16 protein-coding genes and 1 riboswitch are annotated in these 16236 nt (G+C 45.4%); of the genes, 12 read left to right on the forward strand and 4 right to left on the reverse strand.

Features of this window, described 5'->3' with window-relative positions; genetic code table 11:
• The first annotated feature begins 486 nt into the window (after nucleotides 1-486).
• Nucleotides 487-1530: a GMP reductase gene (locus AB6E30_RS06195; RefSeq protein ID WP_017062429.1), complete on the forward strand. Its 1044-nt coding sequence runs from the start codon at nucleotides 487-489 to the stop codon at nucleotides 1528-1530.
• 103 nt (nucleotides 1531-1633) lie between these two features.
• Here AB6E30_RS06195 and AB6E30_RS06200 read toward each other — a convergent pair whose 3' ends face one another.
• Nucleotides 1634-2308: a glutathione S-transferase family protein gene (locus AB6E30_RS06200; RefSeq protein WP_372102948.1), complete on the reverse strand. Its 675-nt coding sequence runs from the start codon at nucleotides 2306-2308 to the stop codon at nucleotides 1634-1636.
• Between the two features lie 497 nt (nucleotides 2309-2805).
• Here AB6E30_RS06200 and AB6E30_RS06205 point away from each other — a divergent pair, with 497 nt between their 5' ends.
• The 10 genes from AB6E30_RS06205 (at nucleotide 2806) to thiM (ending at nucleotide 11499) form a co-directional block, all read left to right on the forward strand.
• Nucleotides 2806-3903: a YdcF family protein gene (locus tag AB6E30_RS06205; RefSeq protein ID WP_017061919.1), complete on the forward strand. Its 1098-nt coding sequence runs from the start codon at nucleotides 2806-2808 to the stop codon at nucleotides 3901-3903.
• Nucleotides 3904-4010: 107 nt separating this feature from the next.
• Nucleotides 4011-4262, forward strand: a complete 252-nt coding sequence (locus AB6E30_RS06210) for a DUF2999 family protein (RefSeq protein ID WP_004731647.1) — start codon at nucleotides 4011-4013, stop codon at nucleotides 4260-4262.
• Between the two features lie 245 nt (nucleotides 4263-4507).
• The gene (locus AB6E30_RS06215) at nucleotides 4508-5248 is read left to right on the forward strand and encodes an AraC family transcriptional regulator (RefSeq protein ID WP_017061918.1); all 741 of its coding nucleotides are present in this window, start codon (nucleotides 4508-4510) and stop codon (nucleotides 5246-5248) included.
• 77 nt (nucleotides 5249-5325) lie between these two features.
• The gene (locus AB6E30_RS06220) at nucleotides 5326-6243 is read left to right on the forward strand and encodes a DMT family transporter (protein ID WP_017061917.1); all 918 of its coding nucleotides are present in this window, start codon (nucleotides 5326-5328) and stop codon (nucleotides 6241-6243) included.
• A 98-nt stretch (nucleotides 6244-6341) separates the two neighbouring features.
• Nucleotides 6342-6453: riboswitch (TPP riboswitch) on the forward strand.
• A gap of 98 nt (nucleotides 6454-6551) precedes the next feature.
• The gene (gene thiD / locus AB6E30_RS06225; protein WP_017064402.1) at nucleotides 6552-7436 is read left to right on the forward strand and encodes a bifunctional hydroxymethylpyrimidine kinase/phosphomethylpyrimidine kinase; all 885 of its coding nucleotides are present in this window, start codon (nucleotides 6552-6554) and stop codon (nucleotides 7434-7436) included.
• On the forward strand, nucleotides 7426-8184 hold the full coding sequence (locus tag AB6E30_RS06230) for an ABC transporter ATP-binding protein (RefSeq protein WP_017061915.1): 759 nt from the start codon (nucleotides 7426-7428) through the stop codon (nucleotides 8182-8184). The genes thiD and AB6E30_RS06230 overlap by 11 nt, the downstream gene beginning before the upstream one ends.
• Nucleotides 8177-8992, forward strand: a complete 816-nt coding sequence (locus AB6E30_RS06235; RefSeq protein ID WP_372102950.1) for an ABC transporter permease — start codon at nucleotides 8177-8179, stop codon at nucleotides 8990-8992. The genes AB6E30_RS06230 and AB6E30_RS06235 overlap by 8 nt, the downstream gene beginning before the upstream one ends.
• A 46-nt stretch (nucleotides 8993-9038) precedes the next feature.
• A complete protein-coding gene (locus AB6E30_RS06240) occupies nucleotides 9039-9995 on the forward strand; it encodes an ABC transporter substrate-binding protein (RefSeq protein WP_102428986.1) in 957 nt (318 codons plus the stop codon).
• A gap of 8 nt (nucleotides 9996-10003) precedes the next feature.
• The gene (gene tenA / locus AB6E30_RS06245) at nucleotides 10004-10684 is read left to right on the forward strand and encodes a thiaminase II (protein ID WP_017061912.1); all 681 of its coding nucleotides are present in this window, start codon (nucleotides 10004-10006) and stop codon (nucleotides 10682-10684) included.
• A gap of 29 nt (nucleotides 10685-10713) precedes the next feature.
• The gene (gene thiM, locus AB6E30_RS06250; RefSeq protein ID WP_372102952.1) at nucleotides 10714-11499 is read left to right on the forward strand and encodes a hydroxyethylthiazole kinase; all 786 of its coding nucleotides are present in this window, start codon (nucleotides 10714-10716) and stop codon (nucleotides 11497-11499) included.
• A 123-nt stretch (nucleotides 11500-11622) separates the two neighbouring features.
• On the opposite strand, the gene AB6E30_RS06255 is transcribed toward thiM, so the two are convergent.
• Nucleotides 11623-13566, reverse strand: a complete 1944-nt coding sequence (locus AB6E30_RS06255; RefSeq protein WP_102428987.1) for a methyl-accepting chemotaxis protein — start codon at nucleotides 13564-13566, stop codon at nucleotides 11623-11625.
• Nucleotides 13567-13827: 261 nt separating this feature from the next.
• Here AB6E30_RS06255 and thiE point away from each other — a divergent pair, with 261 nt between their 5' ends.
• Entirely contained in the window at nucleotides 13828-14445 is a 618-nt protein-coding gene (gene thiE, locus AB6E30_RS06260; RefSeq protein WP_193841486.1) for a thiamine phosphate synthase, read from the forward strand.
• A 99-nt stretch (nucleotides 14446-14544) separates the two neighbouring features.
• Here thiE and AB6E30_RS06265 read toward each other — a convergent pair whose 3' ends face one another.
• Nucleotides 14545-14889, reverse strand: a complete 345-nt coding sequence (locus AB6E30_RS06265; protein ID WP_017631329.1) for a hypothetical protein — start codon at nucleotides 14887-14889, stop codon at nucleotides 14545-14547.
• Nucleotides 14890-15293: 404 nt separating this feature from the next.
• Nucleotides 15294-16196, reverse strand: a complete 903-nt coding sequence (locus AB6E30_RS06270; RefSeq protein WP_372102954.1) for a LysR family transcriptional regulator — start codon at nucleotides 16194-16196, stop codon at nucleotides 15294-15296.
• Nucleotides 16197-16236 lie beyond the last annotated feature (40 nt).

Consider the following 16236-nt stretch of genomic DNA (forward strand, 5'->3'; position numbering starts at 1 on the left):
AACAGAAACGTCACGAGATTAGCCAATTTGGTCAAAAACAGAGAAAAATTAGAAAAAAATCGAATTTATTTAAGAAAAAAGGCATTTTTTTGTTGGATAAAAGTGTGGTTTTTATGTGATTTCGAGGCACTTTCTTCACATATTTGCATTATGAGGGCGATATTACGTGAAATATGAAGGAAAACGATTGCGCAATAAACCAACAGCGTTTGCGCGAATGGTTCGCTAAGTTATTAATTAATAAGAATTTAGTTGGGAAGTGTAACTGAGGGGTTTTTAGCGGATATGGAATCTTTGAGAGGATAGCATAAAAAAAAGTGAAATATCAGACTTGCTGTTACTAAATCACGACCTATAATGCTGAAAACCGGAGCGTCTGCCAACGCTCCGGTTTTTTTGTGTCCGAAGAAAAGTAAACTCGTCTGCCAACGGTTTTACGACGCATTTCGCGAGAGACACATAATTTTATGAATCAAGGAAAACACCATGCGTATCGAACAAGAACTTAAGTTAGGTTTCAAAGATGTACTCTTCCGTCCGAAGCGTTCTACCCTTAAAAGCCGTTCTCAAGTTGAATTAACCCGCGATTTTACATTCAAGCATAGCGGTCGTCAATGGTCTGGTACTCCAGTAATTGCAGCGAACATGGATTCGGTAGCAAGCTTTGAAATGGCAGCTGCTCTAGCAGAGCACGGTGTTATGACTGCAGTACACAAGCACTACACAGTAGAGCAGTGGGCTGAGTTCGCAAAAACAGCAGACAAGAAAACGCTGAACAACGTATTTGTTTCAACAGGTACTTCTGAAGCTGAGTTTGAGAAAACTAAGCAAATCATGGCGCTTAGCGACGAATTCGTATTTATCTGTATTGATATCGCTAACGGCTACTCAGAGCACCTAGTTGAGTATGTACAAAAAGTACGTGCTGAATTCCCGACTAAAGTTATCTCTGCTGGTAACGTTGTAACGGGTGACATGGTTGAAGAGCTAATCCTAGCTGGCGCAGACATCGTTAAGGTTGGTATCGGCCCTGGTTCTGTTTGTACTACACGTGTTAAAACAGGCGTAGGTTACCCTCAACTTTCTGCAATCATCGAGTGTGGCGACGCAGCACACGGCCTTGGCGGCATGATCATCGGTGACGGTGGCTGTTCATGTGCGGGTGACGTATCTAAAGCGTTCGGCGGCGGTGCTGACTTCGTAATGCTAGGCGGCATGCTAGCAGGTCACTCTGAGTCAGGCGGCGAAGTTGTAGAGCAAGACGGTAAGCAATTCATGAAGTTCTATGGAATGTCTTCACAGTCGGCTATGGACAAGCACTCAGGTGGTGTTGCTAAGTACCGCGCAGCTGAAGGTAAAACTGTTTTACTTCCGTTCCGTGGTTCTGTTCACAACACAATTTCTGACATCCTTGGTGGTGTACGTTCAACTTGTACATACGTAGGTGCAGCAAAGCTTAAAGAGCTAACTAAGCGTACTACTTTCATCCGTGTGCAAGAGCAAGAGAACAACGTATTCGGTAAAGAGTAATCTGAACGAGTTCGAATAGTTTGAAGATCAAGAGCCGCTTTTTAGCGGCTCTTTATGTTTGAGTTTTAGCTATCACTCAGTAGAGCATTAACTCTCAATTTTTCTACTTCGCATAATTCGAAGGAAACAGTGCTCGTTTCGCTTCTTCATCACGTTCGGTTTTAAATTGAACGTCTTTACCAGTTTCGCGAGCGCGAATTGCGGCAGGGCGGGCGTTGATTGCATCGAACCAGCGCTTTAAGTTCGGGTAAGGTGCTAGGCCTTCTTCACCAAGCACGAAAGGTGCTTTATCAATCCAACCCCATGCAGCAACATCGACAATGGTGTACTCATTTCCGACGAAAAACTCACGACCTTCCATGTGCTTTTCTAACACTTCGTAGTGACGTTGTGCTTCGCGTAGATAACGATTTACTGCGTAATCTAAGCCTGCTGGCGCAGCATGGCGGAAGTGTACCGATTGGCCTGAATATGGACCAAGGCCACTCGCGATAAACATCATCCAAGAGAGTAGTTCAGCTCTGTCTTCTGGCTGACCGCCAAGCTTGCCTGTTTTCTCTGAGAGATACAGAAGGATAGCGTTAGAGTCGAATACACGTTGTCCTTCATCTTCAATCGCAGGCGTTTTGCCATTTGGATTGATTAAACGATATTCCGGTGAATGCTGCTCACCCTTTAAGGTATCGACAGGAACAAGTTCAAAATCTAGGCCTGTCTCTTCCAAAAACAGAGCGATCTTCATTGGGTTTGGTGTTTGGTGAAAATAGAACTTAAGCATGGGGTAACTCCTTGTATTGGTCATTTATTAAAGCACCACTTGAACGATCGTTCAATGGTTGATTTTGAATTATTTGAAGATCTTCTGACTCGCATTCCAACTCTATGTGTTGAAGACCTCGTTATTTGAGCGAGGGGTAAAATCGCGCGATTCAGTGTGTTGGATTTTAAGTTGTTGAAAAAATGAGCTTAAAGTGGTTTTTTTGATTCGTTGCTTTATGCGGAGTTCGGATTTGTGATGGGTGGTTTTTGGCGGGATAGGGCGTATGAAATCCGCAGTCATATATTCCAACAAAAACGTTGAGCACTGGTTCAAACCAGAATTATCTGGATGCACAGGCTTATTGGTAAGTTCAAAATCGTGATCTGCTGCCACACCTTATGCAACAAATGAATATAAACGTTAGAGATTAAGGTGTGCTTCACGGTTTTTTAATCTTAGGGACTTACATTGGTGAGCAAATCTGATGTGAACACTTAACGACACAGGATCTTTTCATGAAAAAGAACATTATCGCCCTCGCTCTTGGTGGCATGCTGGCTTTTGGCGCAACACCTTATTCTTTTGCTGCTAACGACGGCGCAGTACAGGCTTCTGCGGATTACGCGCAGTTGGTGACTAAGCGACAAGTTGTCGACCAATTACTTCTTGATGCGTTGCAGGCGTTTAAGTCTCCGGCAAGAATTTCTCACGCGGGCTTTACGGCTAAAATGCCAAGCAACATGGAAATTGTGACTAACCGATTGTTAGAAGCTTACCAACTAGAACCTTACCGTACTGATTTGCTTATCTCGGCAGCGAACGCTCAGATCTACAACAAGAATGCAGAGCGCGCTATTGAGCTGTTTGAGCAAGCGCTGACGGTTGCACCAGACGATGTTGATCTTCATGCTTACCTTGCGGTTTGGCAGCGATTTGAAGGCAATGAAAGTGAATCCAATAAGCACATGGAGAAACTGGAAAGCCTGAACAAAGGTAAAGCAGAAGACATCAAACGCATTTTTGCTACGGTCGACCGCGTGTTAGAAACACCGTTGAAAGAGTCTGCGGATAAAGGCTTGCTTGATCATCATGGCGCGATTGTCACTTTGGGCTATGCGCTTAATCCAGACGGCTCTATGCATCAAATTTTGATTGAGCGTCTTGAGACAACATTGGCGATGGCTAAGGCGAACTCAGATGCGATGATCGTGTTAACGGGTGGCGTGCCCAAGAACCACAAGACTGAAGGTAAGTTAATGGCGGATTGGCTTATCGAGAAAGGGGTAAGCAAAGATCGCATCATCGAAGAGAATTACGCGACCAGCACGGTAGGCAATGCCTTATTCAGTAGCTACGCACTTGCTCGCCATGATATTAAGCACGCGACCATTATTAGCTCGGCAAGCCATGTTCGTCGTGGTCAAACTCTGTTTGAAATCGCTAGCTGGCAAACCGGCCCTCAGGGCATTACTTTTGATACGGTTTCTTACCCAGACAAGCCACTCGCAGATCTTAAGAAGGCGAGTGATGGTGAGCTACTAGGTATCTACCGAGATGCGCTTAGAACCTATGGTATGTGGAGCTACCGCTCTTACCCATTAGAGTCTCGCTAGGCTTAGGGTTACTTCACAGTAGGCAAAGTATAAGTTGCTAGTACAATCGAGCACAGCTAGATGGTATGCTGTGCTCCTACTTAATTTAGTGTTTCAAAGGCAAAAAAATGAACCCGATTTTAGCAATGTTGAAAGAGAACAATATTAGCGACGAGCAGATCAGCGAGCTATTCAAGACGTTGACCGAGAACCCTCTTGCAGCAATGGCGACGATCAGCCAACTTGGCTTACCACAAGATAAACTTCAAATGCTGATGGGCCAGGTAATGCAAAACCCTGCGCTAATCAAAGAAGCAGTTGAAGAGCTTGGCCTAGATTTTTCTAAGGTTGAAGCCGCTAAAGAGCAACTTCAAAAATAATAGAGTCTGAATGAGCGATTTTGTTAGGAAGTGATAGCCGATTCGGTTAACTGTTCTTGAGATTGCGAATTAGACTTGAGTAAAAAGCCGTTTGAGTATCAATACTTAAACGGCTTTTTTGATCCGACTTAGAAAGGCTAGAAAGAGATACGACAAAAATACTAGTCCGATGTGACTCCCTCGCTTAAATCATGTAATTTCTTTTTAACACTCATGTTTCAATAAACTGAATTCCGGCGTTGCTCATGAAATCTAGCCTAAGCATTCGATCTTACACCAAGCAATTTAATACTCATGCCCATGATGGCTACCATCAACTCGTGCTGCCTATTCAAGGGAGTATTAGTATTGAAATGGTGGGATATGTCGGCAAGGTGGCCGTGGGCGAATGCGTGGTGATTCCGGTAACCACAGCGCATGCGTTTAAGGCGGATGAAGCAGCGCGGTTTATTGTCGCAGATATGGCAGAGTTACCGCAGCACTTGTTAGAGCATGAGCTCTCGGTGTTTACTATCACGCCACCCTTAATGAGCTTCTTGCTGTTTGTTGAAAAGCAGTTGGAATACCAAGTGGACAGTGGCATTGAATCATCCATCTTGGATGTGTTTTCACTGTTATTAGAGCAACAAAAAGTCAGCAAGAGCATCGACCCTCGTATTCGAGCGGTCCAAAGGCTCATTGCGGATAATTACGCCCAGCCTCTCTCTATTTCTCAGCTTGCAGAAACGGCTTGCTTGAGCCCCACTCAATTTAAGAAGCGCTTTAAAGAGTGCATTGGAATCAGTGCGCTTAAGTACATCACTCGCTATCGTATGGAGAAAGCTCAAGCCTTGCTTAGCCATACCGATTTACCCGTTCAATTGGTCGCAGAAAATGTGGGTTATAGTGACTTGTCTGCATTCAGTCGACGCTTCTCTCAGCACTTTGGCATGTCTCCAAGGGCGTTTTTGGGCTCGATGAAAGAGAGTCTTCCAAAACAAGAATAGCGTCCTTTTGGCAAACTCAACTTAGTATATGTTCACTATTATCTATTTCAGAAATGAAAATAGACTAGGTAATAGAAATGAATCTTGCCATCAATCGCGTTAACGAATTCCAAACGGGCACTTTAGCCATCGTGTTTGCTTCTGTTTTATGGGGCACGACAGGCACCGCCGCAAGCTTTGCGCCTGATCTCAGCCCATTAGCGATTGGTGCTTTTTCAATGGGCGTCGGCGGCTTAATGCAAGCAGTCTTGGCGTATCGAAAGATCTTATCTTCACTTGATAAGCTTTTGCTCAACAAAAAGTTGTTAGCGGCGAGTGCGCTGGCTTTGGCGATCTATCCTCTGGCTTTTTACTCTTCGATGAAGTTATCGGGTGTCGCAATGGGCACAGTGGTGTCGATAGCTACTGCTCCTTTCTTTTCTGCACTTTTAGAGTGTCTTATTAGCAAAAAGAATAATATCAACAAACGTTGGTTAACGAGCTTTGCCATTGGCGTGGTTGGTATTGGGCTACTGGTATTTTCAGAATCATCATCAGCGAATGATTCTGGTGACGATCTGAAGCTTTTGGGCATTGGATTAGGGTTGATTGCTGGGTTGTGTTACGCCATTTATTCATGGGCGACAAAAGCTCTGATAGACGAAGGCATTAAGTCGCAAGCAGCGATGGGCAGCATATTTGGGCTAGGAGCGATGTTGCTACTGCCAACGCTTTGGTTTACGGGGGATAACTTGTTCGCATCGAATACCAATATATTGGTGGTGAGTTACTTGGTGTTACTTCCTCAATGTTTAGGCTATATCGCTTTCAGTTTTGGGCTACGCCATGTCACAGCGAGTAGCGCCAACTTGATTACCTTACTTGAGCCAGTCGTTGCCGCCGTGTTGGCCGTGTGTATTGTGGGTGAGCTTATTCCATTGGTTGGATGGCTAGGTATGTTCTTGATAGTGATGTGTTTATTCATCCAATCTCAGCCAACTAAAAAGCCATTATAAGTATTAGTTAAAACGGGATTAATTGAATTAAATTCATGCGTGATTCTTATAATTGAATAAAATGAGTATCTCAGTTGCGAGAGTGCTGTTACTATCGTTATCAATAGTCGGGGGGCATATACCTTAGTTGGTGTTTGCTGAGATCGTTATTCGAGACCCGTTGAACCTGATTCAGTTAACACTGGCGTAGGGAACTATGATTACTTTGCCTACGTGGTTCAACAATGATCTCTCATTGCTTTCACCTCCACACTCTCTTTGCGGCCAAAGTTCGGTTCTCTTACGTCTTTTAGACAGTAGGAGCGACCATGACACAGCATTCCAATTCTCAAGTATCACCTAACAGCACTCAAACACCAGAAAACCAATCTTCTTCGATCAATACTCCGATTGTTTTGACCATTGCGGGTTCTGACAGTGGTGGTGGCGCGGGCATTCAAGCTGATATTAAAGCCATGTCTGCAACGGGTAGCTTCGCTTGTTCGGTAATTACCGCGATTACATCTCAGAACACCCAAGGCGTGTCCGCTATATTTCCAATCCCACTAGAGCATGTCGCTAGTCAGTTAGATGCAGTGTTTACCGATTTGAATATCGTGGCGGTAAAAGTCGGCATGTTGGCGGATTCGCAAATCATCAAAGTCGTCGCGGACAAAATCAAACAATACCAACCTAAACACCTAGTGATTGACCCTGTCATGGTGGCGACAAGTGGCGACCTTCTTTTAGAAAACTCGGCGATCACCACGCTAAAACAAGAACTGATTCCGCTCGCAGACATCATTACGCCTAACTTGCCGGAAGGCGCAGCACTAACGGGCAAAGCTGTGCCTGAAAGCGAAGCCGAAATGCAGGATATGATTGAAGACCTGCGTGCTTTAGGTGCTAAAGCAGTCCTGCTAAAAGGCGGTCACTTGGAGAAAGATGAAAACAGTAACGATTTACTGATTCTGCCAACCACGTCTGCTTTGATTAGTGCGAAGCGTTTTCCTACCAAAAACACCCACGGTACGGGTTGTACGCTTTCATCTGCTATTGCTTCTTTCTTAGCGCAAGGCAACACGCTGTCAGAGGCTGTTGAGCTAGGCAAACAATACATTTCGCGCGCGATTGCTCATGCTGATGAGTTGCAAGTCGGCCAAGGTCATGGGCCCGTAAATCACTTCTTCGCTGGGCACGGGAATGTCCGTTAATACGGTGGGTGTTCAGCTCAGCAATGCCTCTTTACGTTATAACGACAGTGAGCACGCAACCTTATCGGGATTGTCGCTTAGCTTAAACGCAGGTAAGTGGACGGTATTGCTAGGTCGAAGTGGCTGCGGGAAAACCACGGTATTGCGTTATCTGGCAGGCTTGTTGGACGACAAGGTGGAGTGGCAGGGAACATTGACAACCTCTGATGAATTGCCTTTAACGGATCGCATCGCTTACATGGCGCAGCAGGATTTGTTACTGCCATGGCTGTCGGTTATCGACAATGTATGTCTGAGTCATTGTTTTCAAAATTCAGCTTCTGACAAAGCACTGCAAACCAATCAAGCACTCGAGTTGCTCGCTGCGGTTGGTTTGGCTGATTATGCGAATGCGATGCCGGATCAGTTGTCTGGTGGTATGCGTCAACGTGTCGCTTTGGCTCGAACTTTAATGCAAGACAAGCCAGTGGTGCTGATGGATGAGCCGTTCTCTGCGCTGGATGCGGTAACGAGACACAAACTACAGAGCTTAGCGTGTGAGCTGTTGAGAGATAAAACCGTTGTGTTGATCACCCATGATCCACAAGAAGCGGTGCGTTTGGCGGACAATTTGTATGTGTTGCAAGGCACACCGGCGAACGCTCAGTCTTTATCTGTGCCTCTCACTGCCACACCAAGAGTGTTAGATGGTGAATGTGCTGAGTTACAACAAGCGATCTTAGATCAGCTGGAGCGTGACTATGAATGATCTAACGCGGAGCGAAGCTGTGGCTCGTTCAACTAACACACAGATCACAACTACACGTCCTCGTCAGATGAATCCCGTTATGCGTTTGGTTATCAGCAGTGCTGTGATTCTCGGTTTATGGCAGTTAGTTGTGGTTGTCTTCGAGATGCCGAGCTTCATTCTGCCAGAGCCTGCAGAAGTCTTTATTAAACTATTCGAACGCTACGATGTGTTACTCAAACACACTTGGGTGACTGCGCAAGAGATCTTACTTGGCTTGTTACTCGGTTTGTCGATGGGGCTATTTTTCGCCCTGCAGATGTTGATGTTCGAACCACTAAAACGCTGGCTGTTACCTATCTTAATCGCTAGTCAAGCGATCCCTGTGTTTGCGATTGCTCCAGTATTGATGCTGTGGCTTGGTTACGGCATCGCCTCAAAAGTGGTGATGGCGGCGATCATTATCTTCTTCCCAGTAACCACTTGTTGTTACGACGGCTTACGTAATACTCCGACAGGCTATCTCGATCTTGCCAAAACGATGGGTGCATCGAAATGGCAATTGCTGCGTTATATCCAACTGCCTGCTGCGCTGCCAACATTAGCGTCTGGCATTCGTGTGGCTGTGGTTATTGCCCCAATTGGCGCGGTCGTCGGGGAGTGGGTGGGTTCGAGTGAAGGGTTAGGTTACCTAATGCTGCAGGCCAACGCGCGCATGATCATTGATGAGATGTTTGCTGCCTTGTTCATCTTGGCGGTGCTGTCTATCTCGCTCTACTTCGTTACAGATAAATTACTCAAAAAAGCTATCCCTTGGGAAAACCAATGATGGCTTCGCTCAACATAAGAATAATATTCAAAAGGAAAGGTTAACCGTGAAAAATACAAAATTGATAGGTGCAGTGGCACTGCTTGCTTCGTTAGTTTCAGGTCATGCTCTAGCGGACTCTGAACAAAAGAAACTGACATTGATGTTGGATTGGTTTGTAAACCCGAACCACGGCCCGATTGTGATTGCTCAAGAGCGTGGTTACTTTGCTGACCAAGGCTTAGAGGTTGAAATCCAAGAACCAGCAGACCCAAGCACGCCAGCAAAATTGGTCGCGGCAGGTAAGGTCGATTTAGCGGTAACTTACCAACCAAGTTTAACCATGGATGTGGCAGCGGGTCTTCCTTTAGTTCGTGCATCAACCCTTATCGCGACGCCACTGAACACACTAATGGTACTGGATAACGGCAAGAACGATTCGCTAGCGGATCTGAAAGGCAAGAAGATCGGTATTGCGATTGCGGGTAACGAAGAAGCGACTATCGGCACTATGTTAGCGCAAGAAAATGTTGCATTTACAGATGTGCAAACCATCAATGTCGGTTGGGCACTTTCATCTTCATTGGCATCGGGCAAGGTAGACGCAATCTGGGGTGGCTTACGGAACTTCGAAACCAACCAGTTAGCACTTGAAGGTTTTAAAGCTAAGGCATTCTTCCCTGAAGAGCACGGTGTGCCCGCTTACGACGAGCTTATCTTTGTTGCGAACGCAAAGAAACACGATGATGAAGCGATCAAAGCGTTCAACAAAGCATTGGAACAAGCAACGACTTACATTGTGAACCACCCCCAAGAGTCATGGAGTGAGTTTGTGGCGTATTCACCAGATACGTTGAATAACGAGCTTAACCAACGCGCATGGAACGACACGCTGACTCGTTTTGCACTTCGTCCTTCTGCTGTAGATATGAAGCGTTACGACGATTACGCACAGTTCATGTTTGACAAAGGCATTATCAAATCACTACCGAAAGCCGCTGACTACGTACCGACTTTTGACTAAGGAATCTCATGAAATACCAAGACTTAATCCAAGCCTGTCAACAAGATTGGCAAGACTACACCGAGCATGATTTTGTTAAAACGCTGGCAAACGGCACACTCGCTCAGCCGTGTTTTCTGCATTACTTGAAGCAAGATTTTCTGTTTTTAAAGCAGTATGCCCGCGCTTATGCATTGGCAATTTACAAGGCTAAAACCTTGGCTGATATGCGTCGTGCACTGCCAAGTGTTCATGCGTTGCTAGATTCTGAAATCTCTCACCATGTGACTTACTGTGGTCAGTGGGGTTTAACCGAATCGGATTTAGAAAACGAACCTGAAGATTTCGGCACTGTTGCCTACACGCGCTACGTTCTAGATGCGGGTATGACGGGTGATCTTGTCGACTTATATGCGGCACTGGCTCCGTGTTCAATCGGTTATGCCGTGATTGGTAAAGCGCTGTTAGAAAGCAGTGATACTGTTTTGGAAGGCAACCCATACGCAAGCTGGCTGCAACTGTATGGCAGTGAAGAGTTCCAATCTGGCGTAGCAACGGGCGCGGAATACTTCAATCAGTTGCTTGCTGAAATTGATATCAACAGCGAACGCGGTCAGAACATCGTTCATATCTTCAAAACCGCAACGCGTATGGAAGTGGCTTTTTGGCAGCAAGGGCTGAACGCTCTTGATGATTCAACAGCGGCTTAAAAGCGACTTTCACGAATAAGGATTTACCCATGCTTACTGAACAAATTATTCAATCGCTACGCGCAGTACGAGAGCAAAAACCACTGGTTGTGAACATCACTAACTATGTAGTGATGAACAACACGGCCAACGCGTTATTGGCGATTGGCGCTTCGCCTATTATGGCGCACTCGCAACAAGAACTGGCAGAGATGATGTCTTTCTCTGGTGCTTTGGTGATTAACATCGGCACGCTCGACAGTGTTTGGACGCCAAGAATGTGTTTTGCTGTTGAGCAAGCGAACGCGAACAACAAGGTTGTGGTTCTTGACCCTGTGGGTTGTGGGGCAAGTACGTTGCGTACCGAGACTTCTCGTGAAATTGCACGCTTAGCCGATAAGTTGATCATTCGTGGTAACGCGTCTGAGATTATCGCGTTAGCGGGCGAACAAGCGCAGAGCAAAGGCGTTGATGCGCTTGATAGCAGTGATGCTGCGTTAGGTGCTGCACAGTGCTTAGTGGCTGAATACGGTGCAAATGTGGTGATATCTGGTGAGACAGATTACGTTGTCACCAAAGACAGCGTGGTGACGTTAAACAATGGACACCAAATGATGCCGTATGTGACGGGTATGGGGTGTACTTTAACTGCATTGACGGGTGCTTTCACGGCTGTTGGTGATGATAGTGGTTTAGCTGCAGCAGCGGTATTAGGCGTGGTTGGTGAAATCGCGGCTGAAAACTCTCGCGGCCCAGGTAGCTTGCAAATTAACTTGCTTGATGAGTTGTATCAGTTAGACGAAGAGACTCTGATTCAACGCTTGAAGATTCAGTAGGGCTAATCTAACTCTAAGCCACAAGTTAGAGTTAGATTAACTTAAAAAAGCCCCCGACACTTATGTGTAGGGGGCTTTTTATTACTGGTTTGGAACTGTGTCAGCTGTGTATAGACTGGCTGGCTAGGTTCTAAATCGGTTAACTTGGCTCTCTAGGTGATGAGCAACCTCGGTTAAGTCGCTCGCAGCACCTGAAATGCTGCTTACCGACTCTTGGTTGCTTTGAGCAATAGTGTTTGCACCTTGCGCGTTTTCACCCAGTGATTTGGTAAGACGATCCTGCTCATCAACCGACACCGCGATTTGGCTGTTGGCTTGGTTCAGATCTTGGATGTGTTGATTAATCACATGCAAGTTCTGAGAAGCTTGTTGCGCCTGAGTCGAAGCATCTGAAACCGTGCTGTGACTCTCTTTGATCGACTCTAACGCATCTTTAGCGCCACGTTGTAGCGAGGTAATGAGTTCATCAATTTGGCTTGCTGAGTCTTGAGTTCGTTTAGCGAGCGTTCTCACTTCATCGGCTACCACGGCAAATCCACGACCTTGTTCACCCGCACGAGCGGCTTCAATGGCAGCGTTCAATGCCAATAGGTTAGTTTGCTCAGAAACGCCTTTGATTACTTCAAGAATGGCACCAATGTTCATCGACTCTTTGTGTAGGTCAGTCACTTTCTGGCTGCTGACCTGCATGCTTTCATCGGCGCTGCCAATTTCATGCAGTGTTTTGTCTACTTCTTTGAGTCCCATCGCCACATTCTCGGTTGCTTGGTTAGCAACTTGAGACGCGTGGTTAGCACTTGCAGCAATTTCTGATGTGCTGGAAGCCAATTGATCAACGGCAGAAGAGATATTTATCATCTCGCTATTCAATTGTGTTGCGTTGGTCGAGCTGTTATTGGTCACTTGATTGAGTGACTCCGACATCTCACCAATACGCACGCTAGAACGGTTCACTTGGCCAACAATATCGCGCAGAGATTCAATGGTGATCTCCATATTAGTCAGCAGTTCGCCAATCTCATTTTTGCTCTCAATGTTCACTTCCACATTCAGGTTGCCCTGAGAAAGCTCGTTGGTGATCTGTTTAACTTGTGCGATGCCTTTAGTAATAGAGCGAGTCACCAACACGGCGCTCGTCATGCCAATAACTAAAGCCACACCCGTCAGCAATATGATGATTTGAATCGAGCGCTTTTCGCTGGCTTGCAGTTCTGGTGTTAATGCTTGTTTCTGTTGTTCTAGAATGCTCTGAGCATCAGCTACCGAAATCGCTAAGCTGTCACCAATAGAGGCGAGGGTAGCGGTTCTTTGCGTGTTCTCAATCATCTGTTGATGAACTTGCTCAAAGCCTTTCGCGTACGCTTCCCGTTGGTTAGAGAAATCTTCAATCAATTCACTTTGATAAGGAGATGATTTAAGAGATTCAATATCGCCTTCTATACCTGGCAGAGCATATTCAAAAATGTCTTTACCAGCTTCATAGGTTTTGAGGTCGTTGTTGTTTGAGTAACTCAGCACTGTGATCTTGGCTGCGAGGAAGTTCTCCATCAACATGCCTGCGTATAAGCTCGCGTTTGGATCGTTGTTGTTGTAAGACTCATACAACAAGCTCTGCGCGGCTTTTAGTGCGTTAGTTTCTCGTGTGACCATCTCAACGTTGACCAGTTGGTCAATGAGCAGTTGGCTCTGTTTCATTGATCCATAAGCCGCATCAAAAGCTGCAACGCTGTCTTGCACTAATTGCAGGCTCGACAAGCTATCAGTATTGGTGGTGGTTTGGATTAAGTTGTTCAGCAGTTCATCAATCGCAAGTTTGCTCGATTGATAATTCGCTTCGTATTGATCATCCAATGACTCTAAGTAACGTTCAGAAGCTAAACGCATCTGAAGAAAGTGCACTTGAATGTTGCCTGACAATGTCGCCTTGTGGCTGAGTTCACTGTACTGGCTAAAGCCGTTCGACAAGGTTTGAATACCTTTGTAACTCACAAGGCCTGAAATGACGAAAAAGAGCAAGCAGATGGCATAACCCAGCTTGATCTTGAGCGCTATAGAAAGGTGGCGCATAACTATCCCTATATTTACCTGATTCCTTCATAGGGGAGTATTTCATAAAACAGCATTCTGGGCATGCTAAAGCGAATAGTTTGTGTAATAAGTAACGCTTTTGTTAGAAAAATCGGGTTTTTCGACATGCTTTCAACGAGTTGCGTATTTGAATTCAACCGCCTAACTTAAGGAATTAAGTGCTAACTTCCATGCATAGGATGTGATTTGTCGGTAAAATGGTAGAAAACCAATTTTAGAAATCGACTTCAAAGGTACGCGATGAACCCTTATAAACTTTATCTGGTGACTGACGACCAACAAGATCTAGAAACGCTTAAATTCGTGGTTGAACAAGCGGTTGCTGGTGGCGTCACTATGGTTCAAGTAAGAGAAAAACATGGGGACGTAAGAGCCTTCATTGAACGAGCACAAGCGGTTAAGTCGATTCTGGCTGGCTCAGGTGTGCCGCTGATCATTAATGATCGAGTCGATGTGGCATTAGCCGTTGATGCCGATGGTTTGCATCTGGGGCAATCGGATATGCCTGCGGAGTTAGCACGTCAGTTGATTGGTCCGGATAAGATTCTTGGGTTATCAATTGAAACTGAACAGCAGCTACAAGAAGCAGATAGTTTGCCGATCGATTACATTGGCCTTAGTGCGCTGTTTGCGACACCGACCAAGACAAACCTCAAGAAACACTGGGGTTACGAAGGTATTCAAATGGCGTTAGAAACGACCAAGCTTCCGATTGTGGGTATCGGTGGAATCAACGAGTCGAACATTCCGCAGTTGGTTAACACAGGTATTCATGGATTAGCCTTGGTCTCAGCGATATGTCACGCTGAAAGCCCAAAACAAGCGACGCAGGATTTGCTATCTCTAATGGGAGAGTGAGTGTAGAGAAGCTAGAAAACAAATGAAATGAGTCATTTGTTTTCTAGTTAGAGCGCATTAAAGTACTCGCAGTAGTAGCCAATAAAATACGTGCCTATCTTACTGAATACAAAGAGCAACCGTGCCGATAATCATCAGAGCGATGGCAGCATACCAACCGTATTGCGAGGTTTTATCAGCAACAAACACCTTAATGTAGTTGATCTCTTCATGCGCCATCGCAATAAAGTCTGTGTAGTTAATCGACAACTCACGGCTAGCTTCTTTCAGGTCTTGTTGAAGCTTGTTGAAAGACTCATCGATGAAGCCTTTTGTTTCCGACGCAGACGGAGTAGCAGTTAACGCTAGGCTGTTCCAAACCGCCATACGCGATTCATATTCACTTTCACTGACACAATTAAGTACGCGTAAATCATACTCTCGTTTGTTACGCTCTTTACCCATTTTCTCAGGGCAAATGTTTCTTAAAACGTTCACGACAAATTTTCCAAAAGGTTCATTTAGATATAAAAAAGCACTCGAAGAGCACTCATAAACTGGGGCGAATTAAATTCAAAAAGTGATCTATTTGAAACCGACATAAGCAACAGCAAGGCTGAGCGCTTATCTGGGAGATTTGAAGTTGGGTCAGTGGTGTTAAAGAGCGATTTGGGTCTGTCGATATTCGTTTGAAAAGACAAACCCGTTGGGATCGCATAGTAGTTATGTCACTTTGGGACATCAACTAGGGTGTTTTGTCTAAACGATAAAGATCTTTATCAGCAATAAAAGTGAAAATGGGGTAGCGGTGGTGTGTTCCATGCCGATATTGAATCTATGAATTGACGATGAGTGAAGAACAGGGGAGGTTAGTTAGCCTGCCATTGATTGTACTGCAGTGAGTGCCCCTTAAGCTGCTCAATAAGGCTGGTGAGAACTGGGCCATTGATGTGGCTGCGAGAAACTAAACAACCTACTGGAGTAATCCAACCACCATGCTCGTGTGAGACAGGTAACGCCACAATATCGCCTTTTTGAATGCCTTCCATCACCATCATCTCGGGCACATTTGCCCAACCCACGTTTTGTTCAACGAGATCAACAATGTTCTTGTGGTTGTTCGCATACCAACGCATCGAGCTAATACCATAGGTGAACCACAGTTCGCGCTGCTTTGAGCTGCGATGCACACATTGGCGATAGCGCTTGAGGTCTGAGTCTTGTACTACCGACATTTGGCTGAGTTCGTGAGTGGCAGAGCTAACGGTTAGGAAACGCGCTTGGCCCAGTAAGAAGAAGTCCATATCCACTTTAAGTTCACCATCCGCATAGATGATGCCAATCTGTGCTTTTCCGCGTCTTACTAGGTCTTCAACATCAAAGGTTGAGGTGGTAATGATATCGAAGTGTGTGATTGGAAATTGATCGGCGAGTGAGCTGATTATCTTAATAAAGTTCTTATCTATGATGCTTTCATCAACCGCAATGATCAGTTCGTGCTCATCTTCTTGGGTCAGCGATTCTACTTTTTGATCGAAGTACTTTTGCTGGTCAAGAATGGACTTAGCCACAGGCAATAACGCTTTACCTTTGCTGGTTAAAACGGGGATGTTTTTCTCTCGGTTAAACAGCTCTTGGTCAATGGCAATTTCGAGGTTGGCTATCGATTGGCTTACCCCAGACTGAGCGCGTTTCAGTTTGCGAGCGGCGGCAGAGAAAGAGCCACTTTCACACACCGTGACGAAGACTTTTAGTTGCTCAAAACTGTACATGTTATCTCTCGCTCAATACAAAATGGGGTACTTATACTTA

The sequence above is a fragment of the Vibrio sp. 10N.247.311.12 genome (genome assembly GCF_041467515.1).
GTDB lineage: Bacteria > Pseudomonadota > Gammaproteobacteria > Enterobacterales > Vibrionaceae > Vibrio > Vibrio crassostreae_C.